Source organism: Sulfurimonas sp. HSL3-1 (assembly GCF_039645995.1).
Classification (GTDB): Bacteria; Campylobacterota; Campylobacteria; order Campylobacterales; family Sulfurimonadaceae; genus Thiomicrolovo; species Thiomicrolovo diazotrophicus.
The window spans coordinates 683,348-703,025 of record NZ_CP147920.1; the positions used below are offsets into that span (position 1 = coordinate 683,348).

A 19,678-nucleotide genomic window follows, 5' to 3' on the forward strand; every position below is an offset into this window, starting at 1 on the left:
TAAGATGCTATAGTTGTCTACGAATAAGAAATGTGTCGATGCGGTCACTGGCGATATTGTGCCGGGCCGAAAGAAAGGAGAACCGTTGGAAGCCGCCGATATACCATTTGCACGCTATATTGGGCTTGAACAGGAGAAAGGGAGCGTGTCGCTGGGGTTCAGCGGTACGGTAATGAACCATCTCAATACGATACACGCCAGTGCCCAGTTCGCTTTGGCGGAGACCCAAAGCGGTCTGTTTCTGCAGACGCTCTTTCCCGAACTGGAGGGCAAAGCCGTCCCGCTTTTGCGGGATGCGCAGATCCGTTACAGAAAACCCGCCGCGGCAAGGATCGTCGCGTCCGCGTCAGTGGACACATCGGCGGTCGAAACGTTCAGGGATCAGTTCGGAAAAAAGGGGAGGGGGTCGATCAGGGTCGACGTCGCCGTGACGGACATCAACGGTGTATTGACGTCGCAGGGCTCCTTTACATGGTTCATCCAGACGCTCTGAGGCGTCAGCCGCTCCACTTCTCCAGCTTCGCCGCGTTGTGGTTGTAATCGGGCTCTTTCGACTCCGGGTCGAGGAGGTCGTTGGTCAGGTAGTTGATACGGCGGTCGGTGACAGGGACGAAGAGGGTCTTTTCGCGGATGTTCTCCGTCACCTTCGCCTCGAAGACAAGCGCACCCCTCGCCGTCGTCACCTTGACCTTGTCGCCGTCCGCAATCCCCGCGCTTTGCGCGTCTTCGCTGTTGATCTCGATGTAGCTCAGCGGCTTGTGCTTGAGCAGGCGGTCGACGAAGGCGGTCTTTGTGCCGCTGTGCCACTGGTCGCGGGTCCGCCCGGTCGTGAGCAGGTAGGGGAACTCCAGTGAGCTGCTTTCGCTGCGGCGTTCGTTCTGTACGAAGATGAGGTTCGCCCTTCCGTCTGGGGTGAGGAACTCGTTATCGTCAAAGAGCCCCTCGCCCCAGACATGGCCGCCGTTTTTGAGGCTGGCGGCGTCGACGCCGCTGATGTCCATGTGCCCCTTCGGGCTGAGCGCCGTCATGCGGCGGTACTCGTCCCAGATCGCTTCGGCGTCTTGGTAGTCAAAGGCGCTTACGAAGCCCATGGCCCGCCCGATCATCGAAAAGATCTCCCAGTCGGGTTTGCAGTCGATGCTGCGGCGGGTTAGGCGCTCTTGGCGGGTGATGCTGCGGTCCATGTTCGTCTGTGTCCCCTCCTTTTCACCCCAGGGGGCCGCCGGCAGCCGCAGGTGGGCAAAGGGTTTCGTTTCGCTGTCGTCGTAGGCGTTGATCTCGACGATGAAGGGGACCTTCTTCAGCGCCGCTTCGACCCGGCTGCGGTTGGGGAGGTGGTAGACGGGGTCGGTGTGGCAGATGATAAGGACGTCGAGTTCGCGCCGTTCGGCCGCTTCGATCATCTCGAAGGCGGTGAGCCCCGGAGCGGGGGCGATGTTCTGCGCCCCCCAGAATTCGCTCACCTTGGCGATGGACTCTTCGTTAAAATCCAGGTGCACCGCGAGGGTCGTCGCCAGCCCCCCGACCTCGCGGCCCCCCATGGCGTTGGGCTGTCCGGTCAGGGAGAAGGGGCCGTTGCCGGGACGGTTGATCTTGCCGGTAAGCAGGTGGAGGTTGATGAGCGCGAGGTTCTTGTCGACCCCCTGCGCGCTCTGGTTCAGCCCCATCGTCCAGGCGGAGATGACGTTCTCGCTCTGGTAAAAGAGTGCCATGAATGCTTCGAACGCTTCTTCTTCCAGCCCGCACCGCTTTAGCAGTTTCTTCGTCGGGATCTTCTTGATCTTTTTGAGGTAGGCGTCAAACCCGTTGACATGCGCGTCGAGGAAGGCGTCGTCGGTCTTGCCGTCGTCGACGATGCGCCGCGCGACAAGGCTGAGAAAGTCGATGTCGGTACCGACGCGGATGGGAAGGTGGAGGTCCGCCTGCTCGGCGGTCTCCGTACGGCGCGGGTCGATGACGACGGTTTTCAGCCCCTCTTTTTTCGCTTTCTTGATTTTGTTGTTGAAGACGACGTGCGCTTCGGCGGGGTTGGCGCCGACCATGATCAGAAGGTTGCAGTGCTCGATCTCCTCCATCCGCACGGGGACGTAGTCGACGCCGAAGACCTTCTTGTGGGCGACGACGGCGCTGGCCATGCAGGTGCGTGAGTTGGTATCGACGTTGTTGGTCCCCAGGAACCCCTTGCCGAGCTTGTTGGCGACGTAGTAGTCCTCGGTGAGCATCTGACCCGAGAGGTAGAAGCCGATCCGCTCGGGGGAGGTGGAGCGGATGTTGTGGACGATCGTCTCGATGGCCATCTCCCAGGAGATCTCCGTAAAGTCTTCATAGGCTTTGCGCAGCTTGGGGCGCAGCAGCCGCGTCGGTGTCTCGATGGTGTGCAGCTCGCTGGCCCCTTTGGAGCAGACGAGTCCCTCGTTGACGGGGTAATCGATGTCGCCGACGAGGCGCCGGGTGTCGTACTCGATACCGCAGCCCACTCCGCAGTATCCGCAGACGGATTTGATTTTCATAACAAGCCTTTCTCTATATATAGGGGTCGATATTTCGTTGTTGCTGACGTATTATGACATAATATGCTAAGAAAATATTAAGACTATTGTATAAAAAACATACAAATAAATTGTCATTTTACTCCCTATAGCATGCCATAATGGTGCAACCGAAACAGAGTTTCAAAAAAAATAAAGGTTAAAGCAATGAAAAGTGCATCTGGATTAAAAGGTTTGACACTGGCCGGACTCACCCTCGGGCTGGTAGCGACGACGCTGATGGCGGACGTCGAAAAGAAGAAGCTGACCATCGGCTTTATTGCGCTGACGGACTGTGCTCCCATCGTCATCGCGGAGGAGAAGGGTTTCTTTGACAAGTACGGCCTGGATGTGCATGTCGTCAAGGAGGGCGGCGGTTGGCCGGGGATCCAGCAGAAAGTGATCAACGGCGAGTACGACTTCTCGCACGCCCTGGCGGGGATGCCGATCGCGGCGACGCTGGGCATCAACGGGGATGCGAACCTCCAGGCGCTGATGAGCCTCGATTTCAACGGCAACGGCATCACCTTCGGCAACAACATCATCAAGAAGATGAAAACCTACGGCATGGACGAGAAAAAACGTCCGCTCGGTTCCGGATCGCTGAAGAAGTACATCGATGCCAAGCATCAAAAAGAGGGGGGCAAATACCAGCCGCTGAGCTTCGGCATGGTGCACCCGGTCTCGACGCACAACTATGAGCTGCGCTACTGGATGGCCTCCTCGGGCATCGAGCCCGACCGCGACGCGACGATCAAACCTTTCCCGCCGCCGACGATGCCGTCGAACCTGATCGCGGGCAATATCGAAGGGTACTGCGTCGGGGAGCCTTGGAACGAACGGATCGTCCTGAAAAAAAAGGGCTCAACCCTCGTCACGAACTACGACATCTGGAACAACAACCCCGAAAAGGTGCTCCAGGCCCGGGCGGACTTTGTCGAAAAGAACCCTGAAACGACCAAGGCGGTCCTCAAAGCGATCATCGAGGCGCAGATGTGGCTGGATGAGAGCTGGGAACACCGCAAAGAGGCGGCGAAGATCCTCAGCAAGCCCAACTACGTCAAGGCACCGGTCTCGGTACTTGAAAAGTCGATGACGGGGACCTTCCAGTACCTTAAGGGGCGGGATTCCGAGCCCAACCCGATGTTCAACGTCTTCGCCAACTACTACGCGGCGTACCCTTTCTACAGCCACGGCATGTGGTTCATCACGCAGATGTACCGCTGGGGACAGCTCGACAAGCCCGTCGATATGAAAGCGGTCATCGAGAAGACCTATCGTCCGGACCTGTTCGCGATCGCGGCCAAAGAGGTGGGGTATGCACTGCCGCCGAGTCCGTGGAAAAAGGATGGCGTGGACAAGTACAACATGTTCATGGACGGCAAGGTTTACGACCCGAACAAGGCGGTCGAGTATATCTACAGCTTCAAGGTGACGAACCCGCTCGTGAGCGAGGCGGACCTCAAAGCGGCCAACGCCTGGGAGGGGAGCCTGAAGACGGCCCAGCCCGATTATGTCTGCCCCTACGGGCCCGCCGGCTGCGCCGACCCCAAATACGTTACGAAATAAATCTTCGGCCCTTCGCGGCTGAAACCAGGAAAACATGATGCAGGAAATTATCAAGAAAACCGCGCTGCCGCTGATGGTGCTGTTCGTCATTCTGGCGGGCTGGCAACTGGTGGCCAACAATGTCGAAGAGTTCCCGACGCCCCACAGCACATGGGTGGCGGCGTTCGGGGGAATCAATGCCGACGGCGACGAGATCGAGGGAGTGCTTTCCGATCCGTTTTATGTCGAGAACGAGGATGACAAGGGGATCGCCTGGCAGATCACGAACTCCCTCGGCCGGGTCTTCGGGGGCTTCGCGCTGGCGATCCTCGTGGGGATCCCCGTGGGGCTGCTGATCGGGATGAGCAAAAACTTTATGATGGCGCTCAACCCCTACATCCAGATCCTCAAGCCGGTTTCGCCGCTGGCGTGGCTGCCGCTGCTGCTGATGGTCTTCCAGGACATCAACCTGACGGCCATCTCGACGATCTTTATCACCTCCATCTGGCCGATTATCATCAATACGGCCCTGGGGGTGCGCAGCGTCAACCAGGATTATCTCAATGTCGCGAAGGTGCTGCAGTTCACCCCGTTCGAGACGATCCGCAAGATCATCCTGCCCGTCGCGGTACCGTACATCTTTACGGGGATGCGGCTGAGCCTGGGGATCGCCTGGCTCGTCATCGTTGCGGCGGAGATGCTCACCGGCGGGATCGGCATCGGGTTCTGGATCTGGGACGAGTACAACAATCTGAACTACCCGAACATCATTATCGGGATCATCATCGTCGGTGTCGTGGGGTATATCCTCGACGTCATCATGGGCAAGATCGCCGATTTCTTCGACTACCGAAAACGCGCCTGAGGAGGACAGCATGGGTAAATTTCTCTCACTGGAACATGTCGACAAGGTGTTCCCGCTTCCGGGCGGGAAGGAGTATGTGGCGGTCCGTGATGTTGACCTCGAGATCAAAAAGAACGAGATCATCTCCATCATCGGTCACTCGGGCTGCGGCAAATCGACGCTGCTCAACATGATCGCGGGGCTCGACCTCAACACGGCCGGGGGGATCTTCTTGAACAACAAGGAGATCGGCGGCCCGGGCCCCGAGCGCGCCGTGGTATTTCAAAACCACTCACTGCTGCCGTGGCTGACGGTCTACCAGAACATCGAGATGGCCGTCAAGAAGGTGATGCCGGAGCTCAGCAAACAGGAGCTTGGCGAGCGGGTCATGAAATTCGTCAGCATGGTCAACCTCGACCACGCCAAGGACAAGTACCCCGGCGAGATCAGCGGGGGAATGAAGCAGCGCGTCGGGATTGCCCGCGCGCTCTCCATCAAGCCCGAGGTGCTGCTGATGGACGAACCCTTCGGGGCCCTTGACTCGCTGACCCGCGCCAACCTGCAGGAGCATCTGATGCGCATCCAGGAGAAGGTACAGAACACCGTCATCATCATTACGCACGACGTCGACGAAGCGGTGCTGCTCAGCGACCGGGTCATCATGATGACCAACGGCCCCGAAGCGACGGTGGGAGAGATCCTCGAGGTGAACCTGGAGCGCCCGCGCGACCGCGTGGCGCTGCAGCAGGACCCCGAATACGTCCGCTGCCGCGAAGCGATCCTCAGTTTCCTCTACGAGAAGTTCGCCAAAGACGACGAATAAACACTGCTTTTGAAAGCAGCAAGGTGTCGGCGGGACGCGTTCCCGCGGCGTAATAAAGTCGCTCGCTCTTCTGGGGAGTCCCGTCGCATCATGCGGGGCTCTCCAGAGGTGCCGCCTCGAGATTGTAAAAGGATAATTTGAATGAAGAAGTGGATGATGTCGCTGGCCGCCGTGCCGGTTATTGTGGGAAGTATGGGTGTGGCTGCAACGGCTGCTGAAGAGATCGTTCTCCTGAACGGTATGAAGATGAGCGGCGAGATCCGCCCGCGCTACGAGATGGCAGCAGTGAAGGACAACGGCCTCGATACGGCCAACGCCTTTACGGCCCGGACGCGCCTTGCGGTCGAAGGGACGCTCTTCGGCCTGGAAGGGCTGAGCGCCAAAGTGGGGATGACCTCGGTCAACAACTTCGGCTATAACGACTACGCGCCGCAGGATGCAACCTATGACCTGATCCTGGACCCCCAGCAGGCGATCCTGACGGAGGGGTACCTGGCCTATACGGCGGCGGACACGACGCTGCTTGCGGGGCGCTCCTTCGTCAATCTCGACGACCAGCGTTTCGTGGGCACGGTCGGTTGGCGCCAGATGGAGCGCGCCTACGATACGGTGACGCTGAGCAACGGTTCCATCGACGGGCTCTCCCTGATGGGGTCGTGGATCTACGGTTACCAGGGGGTCAACGCCAACCCGACGACGGACACGGGGTCGCTGCTCCTGCACGCGACATACACGGCGGGCAAGGCGCTCTCCGTCACGGGGTTCGGCTATATGCTCGCGGACGTGCATGACACCTACGGCCTGCGCGTCTCCGGGGACATCGCCCTGAACGGCGTGACGCTGAACTATGCGGCCTCCTACGCCAAGCAGAGCGATGCTTCGCTGACCTACGCCCTCGATGATGCGCCGGAAATCGACGCTTCTTACTACGACATCGCCCTGGGCGCGAACATCTCCGGTCTGATCGTCGGCGCGGAGTACGAGGTGCTCGGGGATGCCGAAAGCAACAGCACAAAGGGGTTCACGACCCCGCTGGCGACCCTGCACAAGTTCCAGGGGTGGGCGGACGTCTTTCTGGGGCGCACGGCCGGCAGCAATAACGACGGTCTGGCGGACCTGAGCGGTAAACTGGGATTTGCGGCGCCGGGCTTCGGGAAGGTGCTGGGAGTTTACCACAAGTTCGACGCCCTCTCCGGCGCGAACAAGGACCTGGGCAGCGAGTTCGACCTGCTCTACGCCAACAAGGTCCCGGGTGTCAGCAACCTCGGTTTCCTGGCAAAGGCGGCCTTCTACTCCAAGGGCGACACGGGCAACGACGTCACCAAGGTCTGGGCGCAGCTCGATTACAAGTTTATGGTCAAATAAGCGTTCGCGCGGCCTTTCCGGCCGCCGAAACGGTCATGTTTTTTGACGCTTCTTCATCACCGAAGGCGCATTAAAAAACATACGAAGGATTCATGATGCAAAGAATTACCCTTCCCGTTGTACTGCACAACCCGAAGATACTGCTGATAGGCGGCGGGCCGGTCGCCCTGCAAAAGGCGCAGGTGATGCGCCGCAACCAGATCGATTTCGACGTTATCACTGCGTGCTGCAGCGAGGCGATGCGCACCCTTGTCCCGGAGGCGTGTGAACGCCCCGTGACGGAGGAGGATTGCCGGGAGTACGGCATCATCATCGACGCCACCGGCAACGCCGAAGTGACGGCGATGCTGACGGCGCTCAAGCAGCGGCAGCGTTTCCTGCTCAACGTCGTCGACGTCCCGGAACAGTGCGACTTCTTCTTTGCCGCACTGATCGAGCAGGGGCCGGTCAAGATCGCCGTGAGTTCCAGCGGGGGCTCGCCGGTGATCGCCCAGGCCATTCGCGACAAGATCGCCCGGATGCTGCCGGCATCACTGGCTGCACTGGGGCAAAAGGCGATGCGCGAGCGCCTCGCCGGGCAGATCCGCCCCGGGGCGCTCAAAGCCGAGGCGAAGCGGCAGCTGGGACGGGTACATCTCGTCGGCTGCGGCACGGGGGACGTCGACCTGCTGACGCTCAAAGCGTACCGCCTTATCACGGAAGCCGACGTCGTTTTCGTCGACCACCTGGTGAGCGACGAGATCAAGGCGCTTATTCCCAAAGCGACGATGGTCATCCACGTCGGTAAGCGCAAGGGGCACCACAGTATCAAGCAGGAGAAGATCAATGAGCTCCTGATCGAGTATGCGCAGAAGGGGCTGGAAGTCGCCCGGCTTAAGGCGGGCGACCCCTACATCTTCGGACGCGGTGCAGAAGAGGCGCAGGCGCTCGCGGCGGAGGGGATCCGCGTCGAAGTCGTGCCGGGGATCTCCTCGGCCGTTGCCGGACCGCTTGCCGCAGGGATCGCCCCGACGGCACGGGGATACGCGGCGAACCTCTCCATCGTCTCCGCGCACCTGGCGGGCAACCGCATCAACACGGAGTGGATCGACCTGCTCAAATTGAAAAACCATACGACCATCGTGCTGATGGGGGTCTCGCGCGCCAAAGAGATCGTGGAGAAGGCGCTGGAGGCGGGCGCGGACGCGGCGCTGCCCTGCGCCGTCATCTCCAACGCCTCCCGGCCGAACCAGCAGCGCTTCATCACGACGCTGGAAGGGCTGCCGGCAGTGGCCGAAAACGCCCCGCGTCCCGCGATCATCGTCTTCGGCGACGTCGTCAACCTGCACGCGGTGCTGCCGCAGTACATCAACGAAGGGGAGTACCATGATCAGCGTATTGCAAGCGGCCTCTGAAGCCCGGAATACCAAAACGAACAAGGTCGAGCAGACCAAGGCGCTCAAAACCCCCAAAGAGGCGTTCGAGCAGATCGCCGAGTACGCCAAAAAGGGGTACGGCAGTATCCCCAAGGAGGACCTGGGCTATTTTTTGAAGTGCTTCGGCATTTTCGACCGCCCGATGACCCCCGAGCGCTTTATGATGCGGGTGCGCATTCCCGGCGGCCAGCTGGATGCCGCCCAGGCACGCACCGTCGGCGAGATCGCCAAGGCGTTCGGCCGGGACTACATCGATATTTCGACCCGGGCGCAGATCGTCCTGCGTTACCTGAGCATCGAAGCGATGCCGGAGATCCTTGAACGCCTTGAAACGGTGGGGCTGACGACATTCCATACGGGGGTGGACAACTTCCGCAACATGGTCAACGACCCCCTCGACGGGGTGGCGTTCGACAACATCCTGCCGTCGCAGGGGCTGCTTGTGAGTCTTCAGTCGCTTTTCCTGGGGCACTGGGAGTGGGTCAGTGCCCTGCCGCGCAAGTTCAACACGGGGGTCTGCGGCTCCCTGGCCAACCGCTGCAACATCTTCGGGCAGGACTGCGGTTTCGTGCTGGCGCAAAAAGAGGGGGTCTACGGCTACAACGTCTACCTCGGCGGAAGGGTCGGGGTGATTGCCCGCAACGCGGACATCTTTGTGCGCGACGAGGCGGAGGCCGTGGCGATGTTCAAGGCGCTCATCGAGCTTTACCGCGATTACGGGTTCCGCGACAACCGCAACAAGAATAGACTCCACTTCCTCATTGAGGCGGTGGGGATGGAGGCCCTCGCCGCGGCCATCCGCGAAAAGGCGGGTATCGACTTCGCCACGGCCGGGGAGACGCTGACCCAGCTGGACAACAGCGACCCTGATCAAGGGCGGGTCCAGCTGAACAACGGCAGCTTCGCGGTCCATGCCGTCGTCCCCTCCGGCGTTTTCAGCGGCAGCGACCTTGTCGCCGCGGCGGAGGCGGCGGAGACGTTCGGCGACGGGCGTGTGCGCCTCGACATTGAACAGAGCCTTTACCTCCTTGGGGTAGACGCAGTCCACTACGAGGCGTTGATGGAGACGCCGTTCTTCGAGAACTACAAGAGCGTTTCCAGCCCCTATTTCAACCACCTGATTGCCTGCGCCGGGGAGGAGCACTGCCCCTTCGGCGTCATTCCGAACAAACCCGACGCCATCGAGATGGCCGAGTACCTCAGTCGCGCGGTGCCGCTGGAGGGCGGCCGCGTGCGGATGCACTGGTCGGGCTGCGTCAAAGGGTGCGGCCTGCACGGGGTCGGCGACGTCGGTTTCGAGGGGTGCAAGGCTAAGGTGAACGGCGAAACGGAGCACGGGGTGCACATCACGCTGGGGGGCAAACTCACCGCCGAAGGGCAGGAGGGGTACAGCGTCATGAAGTCAGTGCCGCTGCGCTTTGCACGCTACCACGTCGAGTCGCTGATGCGCGAGTACCGCCGTCTGCGCAGGGCGGGGGAGAGCTTCGGGCAGTTCCACGACCGGGTGCTCTCAGGTTACTCGCCCGCGGCGATCGGCTTTGTCATGCAGCTGCAGGCCTATGTGCGCGGCAGGGGCATCGATCTGGCGTTGGGGTTCGAGGCGGGTGCGAAAAGCGGCCGGAACGAATCTTTCGAACTCTTCGACTTCGGCTGCCGGCTCTATAAAAAACTGACGGGTGAGACGGCCTACCCGCTGCAGGCGCACTATATGCCCTCGGAGGGGGAGCGGCTGGATACGACGCTGCTTGAGCGGCCCGGCATCGATACCAATCTGGCCCGGATGGTTTCAAAGATGCTTGAGCCCCATGCCAACCTTCGCGCCAAAGCCTTTACGGAACTAAACGGTTTCGTGGCACTTTCGCCTTCCTAGCACGCACTACTTGCCCTCGGGGCGGGCCCGGTCCTCGGACGCCTGCGCAGAGAGTGTCCGACAGAAATCGGCATGCGGCAGACATCAAAATATTTCTTCAAAAAACTGTTAAGTTCCATTCTTCACCACTCGTCTTCATCATAAACGGTTTTAGTGTTCAGAAAATAATAAGATTTGTGTATAAAATACATACAATTTTCTGCTACATAGTTTGAAATTTAATCGGTAGAATTTTTCAGGTTGATCGGACCGTGGTAGTGCCTGCGCGCCTGCTGTACGGAAGGACCACGCCCTTGCCGATGCCGCTCTCCGTGAAGGGCAGCAGCGTCGGGAAGCGGCTTCGATCAACAACACGATAAGGAGATATCCAATGGCCTATTTGGCTCCAAGCGAATTTGTAACAAAAATGGTCGATTCGGGAGAATCGAAAGTCTATATGTCCACAAAGGACACCCTCATCCGCGCCTATATGGCGGGGGCTATCCTGGCACTGGCGGCGGTCTTCGCCGTCACGGTCGCAATGAAAACCGGTTCGCCGCTGGTCGGCGCAATGCTGTTCCCGGTCGGCTTCATTATGCTCTACCTCATGAGTTTTGACCTGCTCACGGGTGTTTTTGTCCTCGTCCCGCTGGCATGGCTGGACAAGCGTCCGGGCGTTTCGATAGCCCAGGTCCTTCGTAACTGGGCTCTGGTGGGGCTGGGGAACCTGATGGGTGCCTTGACGGTCGCGTTTATGATGGCTTTTATTTTTACATACGGTTTTGACACGGACGGCGGCGAGATCGCCAAGAAAGTGGCGGGCATCGGTGAAGCGCGTACCCTGGGGTACCAGTCCCACGGTGTATCCGGCTGGTTTACGGTTTTTGTCCGCGGCATGCTCTGTAACTGGATGGTCTCCATGGGTGTCGTCGGCGCGATGATCTCCACGACGGTCAGCGGCAAGTTCCTGGCGATGTGGATGCCGGTCATGCTCTTCTTCTTCATGGGCTTCGAGCACTCTATCGTCAACATGTTCCTGTTCCCGTTCTCCCTGATCATGGGCGGTAACTTCACGATCTCTGACTACATCCTCTGGAACGAGGTTCCGGTTGCACTGGGTAACCTGGTCGGCGGTCTGGCGTTTACGGGTCTGACGCTCTACGCAACGCACGTCAGAACAAGCCCGAAACGTGTGCTGGGGTAACCCGGCATCGCGGCCCCGGCCGCATCCATTCAAAACAAAAAGGAAATATTTTTTATGACAAAGCTTGAAATGACTGAAACGATTATGGCGGCGAAGAAAAGCAGCGGCCTGGGCTGGGAGGCGATCTCAGAGAAGGTCGGTCTCGGTTCCGTGTTCCTCACCTCGGCGTGTCTCGGCATGAACAGCCTGAAGCCCGAACCGGCAGATAAACTGTGCGAAGTCCTGGGGCTGGATGCCACGGTCTCCGAAGCGCTGCAGGCGTTCCCCAACAAGAAGTGGGACCAGATCGTTCCGACCGATCCGCTCATCTACCGTCTTTATGAAGTCGTCGGCGTCTACGGCGAAACGATCAAGGAGATCGTCGGCGAGAAGTTCGGCGACGGCATCATGAGCGCCATCGATTTCTCCATGGATATCGACAAAGAGGAGAACCCGGCGGGCGACCGCGTCGTGATCACCATGAACGGCAAATTCCTGCCCTACAAGTCGTGGTAACACGACTTTTTTTGAGCATGGCCGCGGTTGCGGCCGTGTTCAAAAGGAGTCTGACAAAGATGATCAAGCGATGAATACAGCCGTGAAGCTCACCGTCGGAAGCCACACCGACAAAGGGCGCAAACCCCTGAACCAGGATTTTCACGATCTGCGCATCCCCGACGATACGCTGCTCTGCACCAAGGGGGCGGCCGCAGCGCTGGCTGACGGCATCAGCAGCAGCGAGGTGAGCCAGATCGCCAGCCAGGTCGCCGTCGTCTCTTTTCTGGAGGACTACTTCAGCACCCCGGAGACCTGGTCGGTCGGCCGGGCGGCCCGGCAGGTGCTCAAGGCGACGAACTCCTGGCTCTACGCCCAGACCAGGCGTGGGCCGGAGCGCTTTGATATGGACAAAGGCTATGTCTGCACCTTCAGCGCGCTGGTACTGCGGGGCAGGAGCGTGCACCTCTTTCATATCGGCGATGCGCGGATCTACCGGCTGCGCGACGGGGTACTGGAGCAGCAGACCGAAGACCACCGCCTGCGGATCTCCCAGAGCGAGAGCTACCTCAGCCGTGCCATGGGGATGGATTCGCAGCTCATCATCGACCATGCCGTGCTGAGTGCGGAAGCGGGGGATATCTTTTTCCTGATGACCGACGGGGTTTACGAGCATCTTCTTGACGGGGATATCCTGCAAACGCTGCAAGCGAGCGGCGACGATTACGACGGCGCGGCGGAAGCGCTGGTCAACCGGGCCCTGGAAAACGGCAGCGGGGACAACCTGACGCTGATGCTCCTGCGCATCGACGCCCTCCCGGAGCAGGCGATCGACGAGCGCTACAAGGAGGTGATTGAAAAGCCTTTTGCGCCGCTGCTCGAACCCCGGTCGGAATTCGACGGCTACCGCATCGTCCGTACGCTCAGCACGACGAGCCGAAGCCATGTCTACCTGGCGGTCGACATGCAGACCGATACGCCCGCGGTGCTCAAAACCCTCGCGACGGAGCTGCAGCATGACCGCACGCAGGTGGAGCGTTTTCTGACCGAGGAGTGGATCGCCCGCCGGGTCAGCAACGCGCACCTGCTCAAGGCCTACCCGCAGCAGCGCCTGCGCGCCTACCTCTACACCGTGACCGAGTATGTGGAGGGGCAGTCGCTGGCGCAGTGGATGACGGACAACCCCCGTCCCGACCTCGAGACGGTCAGGCGCTACGCCGAGCAGATCGCGCGGGGGCTGCTCGCGCTGCACCGCCGTGAGATGGTGCATCAGGACCTCCGCCCCGAAAATATCCTGATCGACGCCACGGGGACGCTCAAGATCATCGATTTCGGCTCGGTGAAGATCGAGGGAATTCAGGAGACGGTGCCGGAGCGCGAAGGGACGCAGATGCCCGGCACGGCGCACTACTCGGCGCCGGAGTATTTCCTGGGCGACACGGGGACGCCGCGTTCGGACCTCTATTCGCTGGCGGCGATCCTCTACCGGATGCTCTCGGGCAGCTCCCCGTACGGACTCAAAGTGGCGCGGACCAAACAGCGTTCGGAGCAGAAGAAGCTCAAATACGTACCGCTAGCGACGGAGGGGAGCGGCGTGCCGGTCTGGTTCGACAAGGCGCTGCGCAAGGCGCTCGATCCGGACCCGGAGCGCCGCTACGAGGATGTCGCCGAGTTCGTCTACGACCTGCGCCATCCCAACCGGGCCTTTTTGAATAAAAGCAGACCGCCGCTGATCGAACGCGATCCGGTCCGTTTCTGGCAGGGGGTCGCCCTGCTGCTCGGATTCGCCCTCGTCATGGTGGCGGCACAATGCCTGGGCGGGTGAAGGTTCCGGCGTACTTCTGGGGAGCTCCGCCCACGCGGCGCGGCGTTGCTCAGAGGTACAACCTCGCACGAATAATTAAAGGAATAACTATATGAAAAAATGGATGATATCCCTGGCGGCGGCGCCGTTGATGATTGCAGCAATGAATACGGCGGCGGCAGCCGAAGAGAGCATTACGATCCTAGACGATATGAAGGTGAGTGGCGAGATCCGCCCGCGCTACGAGATGGCGGACGTGAAGGACAACGGTCTTGACACGGCCAACGCCTTTACGGCCCGGACCCGCCTTGCGGTCGAAGGGACCTTGTTCGGTCTCGAAGGGCTCAGCGCCAAAGTGGGGATGACCTCGGTCAACAACTTTGGCTACAACGACTACGCGCCGCAGGATGCAACCTATGACCTGATCCTGGACCCCCAGCAGGCGATCCTGACGGAGGGGTATCTGGCCTATACGGCGGCGGACACGACGCTGCTCGCGGGACGCTCCTTCGTTAACCTCGACGACCAGCGCTTCGTGGGCACGGTCGGCTGGCGCCAGATGGAGCGTGCTTACGACACCGTGACGGTCGTCAACAAATCCGTCGAAGGGCTGACGCTTCTGGGGTCGTGGATCTACGGCTACCAGGGGGTCAATTCAAACCCGACGACCGATACGGGTTCGGCGCTGCTCAACGTCAACTACAAGGCGGGAGAAGTGCTCACCGTCAGCCTGTTTGACTATATGCTGGCCGACATCCACGATACCTACGGCATCCGTGTCAGCGGCGCCGTGCCGGTCGAGGGAATCAAGTTCGATTACGCGGCATCCTATGCGATGCAGAAAGACGCGACGCTCGATTATGCCCTTGACACCGCGCCGAAGATCGACGCCTCCTACTATGACGTCGCCCTCGGGGCGAACATCTCCGGTCTCATCGCCGGGGCGGAGTACGAGGTGCTCGGTGACGCCTCCGGCAGCAGCACAAAAGGCTTCACGACACCGCTGGCGACCCTGCACAAGTTCCAGGGGTGGGCGGATGTCTTTCTGGGGCGCACGGCCGGCAGCAATAACGACGGTCTGGCGGACCTGAGCGGCGAACTGGGATTTGCCGCGCCGGGCTTCGGGAAAGTCCTGGGGCTTTACCACAAATTTGACGCCCTCTCCGGCGTGAACAAAGACCTCGGAAGCGAGTTCGACGTGCTCTATGCCAACAAGGTCCCGGGCATCAAGGACCTGGCCTTCCTGGCGAAGGCGGCTTTCTACTCCAAGGGCGACACGGGCAACGACGTGACCAAAGCGTGGCTCCAGCTCGACTATAAGTTCGCGACGAAGTAAACCGACAGACGCGGTGTCCGTGAGCGGCCGCCGCGCGAAGCAGATAACAAAGGAGTTTGACCATGAGTCTGTCCAAGGAGACGATCGAGATCGTCAAGGCGACGGCGAAGCCCGTTGCGGAAAATGCGGAAGCGATCACGGCACGGATGTACGAGATCCTTTTCGAACACTATCCGGAAATGCAGGTGCTCTTCAAAGACGCGTCGCCGGACCAGCACAAAAAACTGGCCGCCGCCGTCGGCGCCTATGCCGTCAATATCGAAAAGCTCGAACTCTTAGGTGACGCTCTCGAAAAGATGGCGCAATCGCATGTCCGTTCCGGCGTGCTGCCGGAACATTACCCCGCCGTCGGGGTCTCGCTGCTCACGGCCGTCAAAGAAGTGCTCGGCGATGCCGCGACGGACGACGTGCTGAGCGCCTGGAAAGAGGCTTATTTCTTCCTCGGCGATCTGCTGATCGCCCGCGAAAAAGCGCTTTACGCCGCGGCGTAAAACGTTACTTCCCCCGCAGGCGGAAAAGCTTTTCCGCCTCCATCACCACGACCAGCCCCAGCGCGAAGAGCAGCAGTTTGCCCCACATCTCCAGCGATACCGGTTCCAGTGACAGCAGATGCTGCATCCACGGCAGCTGCATGGCGGCAATATGCACCGTTTGCGCCGCCACGATCGACAGCGGCAGCAGCAGGTTCTTGAAATGGCTGACCGCGAAGAGGTAGCGCGTTTCGCTCCGGCTGTTGAGCGCGTGTAGATTCTCAAAGAGCACCATGAGCAGCAAGGTGACGTTGCGGGCGGATTCCACCGAAACGCCCTGCGCGAGAAGGGTGTAAAAAACCCCAAATCCGATGACGCCCATATAGAGGGCCCCGAGGGCAATACGCCGGATCATCAGAACGTTGAAAATGGGTTCTTTGGGCGGACGGGGGCCGCGTTTGAGCACGTGGGGCTCGGCGGGCTCAAGCCCCAGGGCGACATCCTGGATGCCGTTGGTAACGAGGTTGAGCCAGAGCAGGTGGATGGGCAGCAGCGGCACGGGGGTCGCGAAGGCCAGGGAGAGCAGGACGAGGATGATCTCCGCCAGTCCGGTGGAAATGAGCAGGTGGACGACCTTGCGGATGTTGTCGTAGGCGCGGCGCCCCTCCTCGATGCCGCCCACGATGGAGGTGAACGCATCGTCGGTCAGGATCAGGTCGGCGCTCTCCTTGGCCACGTCCGTGCCGCTTTTTCCCATCGCGATGCCGATATGCGCGCTTTTGAGCGCCGGGGCGTCGTTGACGCCGTCCCCCGTCACGGCGACATAGTGCCCGAGGCCCTGGAATGCGTGGACGATCTGCAGTTTCTGTTCGGGCGATACCCGTGCAAAGACGCGGATGCCGGCCAGTGCACTTGGATCGGCCCCGTTGTCGTACCATCGGCTCAGCGCCTCTCCGTCGATCACCTGTGTCGCGTCTTGCGCCATCTGCAGACGCTTGGCGATATGCAGCGCCGTCTCGGGGTGGTCGCCCGTGACCATGGCGACGGTGATGCCCGCTTCGCGGCAGTGGGCCACAGCCGTTTCGACCCCGTCGCGCAGGGGGTCGGTGATGGCGGCCAGGCCGGCCCATTTGAAGCGTTTGGCGTTCAGGGCGTCTTGAAGGTTCGGGGACGCGCCGTCGGCGTAGGCGACCCCGATCAGGCGGTACCCCTCCCGGGCAAGGCGGCTGACCCGCTCCAGCAGCGCTTCGCGTTCGTCCTGCGCGATGCGGCAGGCGGCGAGGATCACTTCGGGCGAGCCTTTGATCGCCGCGAAGTAGCCCGTTTCCCTCTCGATGACGGCGCCGGAGAACTTCTGGGAGGGTTCGTAGGGGATAAGGTCGGTCTTCGGGGTCTCGAGCAGCTCCGCCAGGTCGGCATTTTGCCGGTGCGCGTAGCGTACCAGGGCGACGTCGACCTGGTCGCCGCCGAAGCGGCCTTCGCGGTTGAGGTAGGCTTCGTTGGCGACGACGACCGCTTCGAGCGCCTTTTCGGCTTCGATGTCGAAGGATTCGACGCTGAGCCTGTTCTGGGTCAGGGTCCCGGTCTTGTCGGTGGCGATGAAGGTGCATGAGCCCAGGGTCTCTATGGCCGGGAGCTTTCGGACGATAACGTTGCGGCGGGACATGGCGACCGCCGCCGAAGCGAGGGCGACGGTGATGGCGACGGGAAGCCCTTCGGGCACGGCGGAGACGAAGAGGGCGACGGTCAGGAAGAAGATCTCCAGCAGCGGCGTTCCCCGAAAGAGCGACAGGGCAACGATCAGCAGGGAGATGATCCCGACGGCGGCTGCGATCTTGAGGGAAAAGGCTTCCAGGCGCGCGATGAGCGGGACCTTGACGGCGGATCTGCCGATGAGGAGTTCGGCGATCCGCCCGATCTGGGTATGCAGACCGACGGCGCTGACGATCCCTCTGGCCCGCCCGCTGGTAATGTAGGTCCCGGCAAAAAGCATATTGCTGCGGTCGCCGAGGGGAAGGTCGGGGTCGTCGAACCGGCGTTCCGCATCCTTCCCGACCTCCAGCGACTCGCCGGTCAGCAGCGACTCGTCGGCGGAGAGGTGATAGGTATGGATGAGCCGGAGGTCCGCCGGGACCTTGTCGCCGCTTTCGATCACCACGATATCGCCCAGGGCGAGGCCCGTGGCATCGATCAGTTCCTCTTTGCCGTCACGCAACACCTTCGCCAGAGTCTTGACGCTGTGCCGGAGGGCGTGGGCCTGCTGGTCGGCACTGCGTTCGAGCACCGTCCCGATGGCGGCATTGATCACCAACACGGCAAGGATGAACCCGGCATCGAGCGCTTCGCCGATACCGAAACTGATCAGCGCGGCGATGAGCAGGATGAGGATGATGGGGTTTTTGAACTGGGAAAGTATGATGCGAAGCAGCGGGGTCGGCGGGGCGACCGGGAGGGCGTTGGGACCGTCGCGCTTCAGGCGCGCTTCGGCCTCGGCGCTGCTCAGGCCGCTGCCGCTGCTGTCAAGATGTTTGAAGGTGGTATCGATCCCAAGGGTGTGATGCGCGTCGAATTCCATACACCTATTGTATCAGGCAACATGCGTCTCGGTAAAGGGCTTGCCCCTTCAGCCGTTGTTGCGGTTGAAAAAGGCGAGGACGAGGGCGACGACGATGAGGAGGCCGAAGGTGATCCCCCAGATGAGAAGGTTGATGTCCCCGTCGAGGGGGGTGTTGTTCGGGTTCATAGTTGCTCGCTTTTATCTTGGGTCAGATAGATCCAGTAATCCTGGTAGCTGTAACCCCGGTTGAGGAAATAGAGTTGCAAAACGACGACACGGTAGAGCGTCAGCGCCATTTTCGCAAAGGGAAGGGCGAGGCTGAGCCCGGAGAGCCATCCCTGCTGTTTTCGCCCGCGGGTCTCCTGCATTGTCTCCTTGCCGATATTCTGTATGAGGTACCAGCCGAAAAGAAAAGAGAAAATGAAGTTCGCCATCACCCCCAGCAGGGCGACGGCAATGAGGTCCTGTGTAAAAAGACCGAAGAGCACTGTTTAGGCGTTTTCGATAGCGTCTTGGAGGATCTTGGCGGCAGCAGCCTTGTTCTGGTAGTCTTTGACCTTGACCCATTTGCCCGGCTCGAGCGCTTTGTAGGTTTCGAAGAAGTTCTTGATCTTCGCCAGGGTGTGTTTCGGCAGGTCGTCGATGTCCTGGATCTCCTCGTAAGTCGGGTCGATCTTGGAGACCGGTACGGCCAGCAGTTTTTCGTCGATACCGCTCTCGTCTTCCATGATAAGTACACCGATCAGGCGGCAGTTGACGACGGAACCGGCCTGCATCGGGTACTCGGTCAGGACGAGGACGTCAGCCGGGTCGCCGTCTTGTGAAAGGGTCTTGTTGACGAAGCCGTAGTTGGCCGGGTAGTACATGGCGGAGTGCATGACGCGGTCGACGACGACGGCACCGCTCTCTTTTTCGATTTCGTACTTGATGTTGGACCCGTAAGGGATCTCGATCACCGCTTTGACTTTGTCCGGGTTTTCACCGTAGCCGATTTTGCTCAAATCCATAATGCGTTCTCCAGAAATATTTGGCGTGATTGTAGCAAAGCGCACCTCTGAAAACCCTGTAAAGTTCCAAAACAGATGGCGGTGTATGGTAACAGTCCAGGCTTAGGGGATCGTGATTTTACGGGAATATCATACGATTTTTATCTTCTTTTCTATACTATAGGCCGAGTAATTTTGATGAAGGCCCAGGCCTTCGAAACTGTAACAAGGGTAGATCATGGAAGTGAACCTCGTAGCCGAGGGGCTCAAATTCATGGTGCTCGGTATGGGCATCGTCTTTTTGTTCCTCACGCTGATGATTTTTGCGATGAACGTAATGTCGAAGATCATTCATCGCTATTTCCCGGAACCGCAGGCGGCAGAGTCGGGAAAGTCCGCTCCGGCGGCGGATAAACTGAAGAAGGTGGCGGCGATTGCCGCGGCCATTCACCACCATAACACTAAGTAAGGATTG

17 protein-coding genes are annotated in these 19,678 nt (G+C 60.2%); 13 read left to right on the top strand and 4 right to left on the bottom strand.

Annotation, left to right across the window (positions count from 1 at the left end; translation table 11 throughout):
* Nucleotides 1–85 precede the first annotated feature (85 nt).
* On the top strand, nucleotides 86–493 hold the full coding sequence (locus WCY31_RS03510) for a YiiD C-terminal domain-containing protein (protein WP_345973133.1): 408 nt from the start codon (nucleotides 86–88) through the stop codon (nucleotides 491–493).
* A gap of 4 nt (nucleotides 494–497) precedes the next feature.
* Here the strand turns inward: WCY31_RS03510 and WCY31_RS03515 are convergent, their stop codons facing one another.
* A complete protein-coding gene (locus tag WCY31_RS03515) occupies nucleotides 498–2,510 on the bottom strand; it encodes a molybdopterin oxidoreductase family protein (protein WP_345973135.1) in 2,013 nt (670 codons plus the stop codon).
* 213 nt (nucleotides 2,511–2,723) lie between these two features.
* Here WCY31_RS03515 and WCY31_RS03520 point away from each other — a divergent pair, with 213 nt between their 5' ends.
* The 11 genes from WCY31_RS03520 (at nucleotide 2,724) to WCY31_RS03570 (ending at nucleotide 15,681) form a co-directional block, all read left to right on the top strand.
* On the top strand, nucleotides 2,724–4,097 hold the full coding sequence (locus WCY31_RS03520; protein ID WP_345973137.1) for a CmpA/NrtA family ABC transporter substrate-binding protein: 1,374 nt from the start codon (nucleotides 2,724–2,726) through the stop codon (nucleotides 4,095–4,097).
* A 34-nt stretch (nucleotides 4,098–4,131) separates the two neighbouring features.
* A complete protein-coding gene (gene ntrB, locus WCY31_RS03525) occupies nucleotides 4,132–4,941 on the top strand; it encodes a nitrate ABC transporter permease (protein WP_345973139.1) in 810 nt (269 codons plus the stop codon).
* Nucleotides 4,942–4,951: 10 nt separating this feature from the next.
* On the top strand, nucleotides 4,952–5,743 hold the full coding sequence (locus WCY31_RS03530; protein ID WP_345973141.1) for an ABC transporter ATP-binding protein: 792 nt from the start codon (nucleotides 4,952–4,954) through the stop codon (nucleotides 5,741–5,743).
* 141 nt (nucleotides 5,744–5,884) lie between these two features.
* On the top strand, nucleotides 5,885–7,108 hold the full coding sequence (locus WCY31_RS03535) for a hypothetical protein (protein WP_345973142.1): 1,224 nt from the start codon (nucleotides 5,885–5,887) through the stop codon (nucleotides 7,106–7,108).
* A 92-nt stretch (nucleotides 7,109–7,200) separates the two neighbouring features.
* Nucleotides 7,201–8,502: a uroporphyrinogen-III C-methyltransferase gene (gene cobA, locus WCY31_RS03540; protein WP_345973143.1), complete on the top strand. Its 1,302-nt coding sequence runs from the start codon at nucleotides 7,201–7,203 to the stop codon at nucleotides 8,500–8,502.
* The gene (locus WCY31_RS03545; protein WP_345973144.1) at nucleotides 8,474–10,393 is read left to right on the top strand and encodes a ferredoxin--nitrite reductase; all 1,920 of its coding nucleotides are present in this window, start codon (nucleotides 8,474–8,476) and stop codon (nucleotides 10,391–10,393) included. The genes cobA and WCY31_RS03545 overlap by 29 nt, the downstream gene beginning before the upstream one ends.
* A gap of 370 nt (nucleotides 10,394–10,763) precedes the next feature.
* On the top strand, nucleotides 10,764–11,576 hold the full coding sequence (locus WCY31_RS03550; protein ID WP_345973146.1) for a formate/nitrite transporter family protein: 813 nt from the start codon (nucleotides 10,764–10,766) through the stop codon (nucleotides 11,574–11,576).
* A gap of 54 nt (nucleotides 11,577–11,630) precedes the next feature.
* Nucleotides 11,631–12,071: a cyanase gene (gene cynS / locus WCY31_RS03555; protein WP_345973148.1), complete on the top strand. Its 441-nt coding sequence runs from the start codon at nucleotides 11,631–11,633 to the stop codon at nucleotides 12,069–12,071.
* A gap of 70 nt (nucleotides 12,072–12,141) precedes the next feature.
* A complete protein-coding gene (locus WCY31_RS03560) occupies nucleotides 12,142–13,875 on the top strand; it encodes a bifunctional protein-serine/threonine kinase/phosphatase (RefSeq protein ID WP_345973149.1) in 1,734 nt (577 codons plus the stop codon).
* A 91-nt stretch (nucleotides 13,876–13,966) separates the two neighbouring features.
* A complete protein-coding gene (locus WCY31_RS03565) occupies nucleotides 13,967–15,190 on the top strand; it encodes a hypothetical protein (RefSeq protein WP_345973151.1) in 1,224 nt (407 codons plus the stop codon).
* Nucleotides 15,191–15,252: 62 nt separating this feature from the next.
* Nucleotides 15,253–15,681, top strand: coding sequence for a globin domain-containing protein (locus WCY31_RS03570; protein WP_345973152.1), 429 nt, complete (start codon nucleotides 15,253–15,255; stop codon nucleotides 15,679–15,681).
* 4 nt (nucleotides 15,682–15,685) lie between these two features.
* Here the strand turns inward: WCY31_RS03570 and WCY31_RS03575 are convergent, their stop codons facing one another.
* The 3 genes from WCY31_RS03575 to ppa form a co-directional block, all read right to left on the bottom strand.
* Nucleotides 15,686–18,235: an HAD-IC family P-type ATPase gene (locus WCY31_RS03575; RefSeq protein WP_345973154.1), complete on the bottom strand. Its 2,550-nt coding sequence runs from the start codon at nucleotides 18,233–18,235 to the stop codon at nucleotides 15,686–15,688.
* Between the two features lie 164 nt (nucleotides 18,236–18,399).
* Nucleotides 18,400–18,705 carry a hypothetical protein gene (locus tag WCY31_RS03580; RefSeq protein ID WP_345973155.1) on the bottom strand — a complete coding sequence of 102 codons (306 nt, stop codon included), beginning with the start codon at nucleotides 18,703–18,705 and terminating at the stop codon, nucleotides 18,400–18,402.
* Between the two features lie 3 nt (nucleotides 18,706–18,708).
* A complete protein-coding gene (gene ppa / locus WCY31_RS03585; RefSeq protein ID WP_345973157.1) occupies nucleotides 18,709–19,224 on the bottom strand; it encodes an inorganic diphosphatase in 516 nt (171 codons plus the stop codon).
* A gap of 217 nt (nucleotides 19,225–19,441) precedes the next feature.
* On the opposite strand from ppa, the gene WCY31_RS03590 reads away from it, so the two are divergent.
* The gene (locus WCY31_RS03590) at nucleotides 19,442–19,672 is read left to right on the top strand and encodes an OadG family protein (RefSeq protein ID WP_231020463.1); all 231 of its coding nucleotides are present in this window, start codon (nucleotides 19,442–19,444) and stop codon (nucleotides 19,670–19,672) included.
* Nucleotides 19,673–19,678: the final 6 nt, after the last annotated feature.

Bases quoted from the DNA above. Each gene is read 5' to 3' on its own strand.
- WCY31_RS03565 (WP_345973151.1), top strand. From the start codon at position 13,967: ATGAAAAAATGGATGATATCCCTGGCGGCGGCGCCGTTGATGATTGCA.
- ppa (WP_345973157.1), bottom strand. From the start codon at position 19,224: ATGGATTTGAGCAAAATCGGCTACGGTGAAAACCCGGACAAAGTCAAA.
- WCY31_RS03545 (WP_345973144.1), top strand. From the start codon at position 8,474: ATGATCAGCGTATTGCAAGCGGCCTCTGAAGCCCGGAATACCAAAACG.
- ntrB (WP_345973139.1), top strand. From the start codon at position 4,132: ATGATGCAGGAAATTATCAAGAAAACCGCGCTGCCGCTGATGGTGCTG.
- WCY31_RS03570 (WP_345973152.1), top strand. From the start codon at position 15,253: ATGAGTCTGTCCAAGGAGACGATCGAGATCGTCAAGGCGACGGCGAAG.
- cynS (WP_345973148.1), top strand. From the start codon at position 11,631: ATGACAAAGCTTGAAATGACTGAAACGATTATGGCGGCGAAGAAAAGC.
- WCY31_RS03590 (WP_231020463.1), top strand. From the start codon at position 19,442: ATGGAAGTGAACCTCGTAGCCGAGGGGCTCAAATTCATGGTGCTCGGT.
- WCY31_RS03575 (WP_345973154.1), bottom strand. From the start codon at position 18,235: ATGGAATTCGACGCGCATCACACCCTTGGGATCGATACCACCTTCAAA.
- WCY31_RS03560 (WP_345973149.1), top strand. From the start codon at position 12,142: ATGAATACAGCCGTGAAGCTCACCGTCGGAAGCCACACCGACAAAGGG.
- WCY31_RS03530 (WP_345973141.1), top strand. From the start codon at position 4,952: ATGGGTAAATTTCTCTCACTGGAACATGTCGACAAGGTGTTCCCGCTT.
- WCY31_RS03515 (WP_345973135.1), bottom strand. From the start codon at position 2,510: ATGAAAATCAAATCCGTCTGCGGATACTGCGGAGTGGGCTGCGGTATC.
- WCY31_RS03550 (WP_345973146.1), top strand. From the start codon at position 10,764: ATGGCCTATTTGGCTCCAAGCGAATTTGTAACAAAAATGGTCGATTCG.
- WCY31_RS03535 (WP_345973142.1), top strand. From the start codon at position 5,885: ATGAAGAAGTGGATGATGTCGCTGGCCGCCGTGCCGGTTATTGTGGGA.
- cobA (WP_345973143.1), top strand. From the start codon at position 7,201: ATGATGCAAAGAATTACCCTTCCCGTTGTACTGCACAACCCGAAGATA.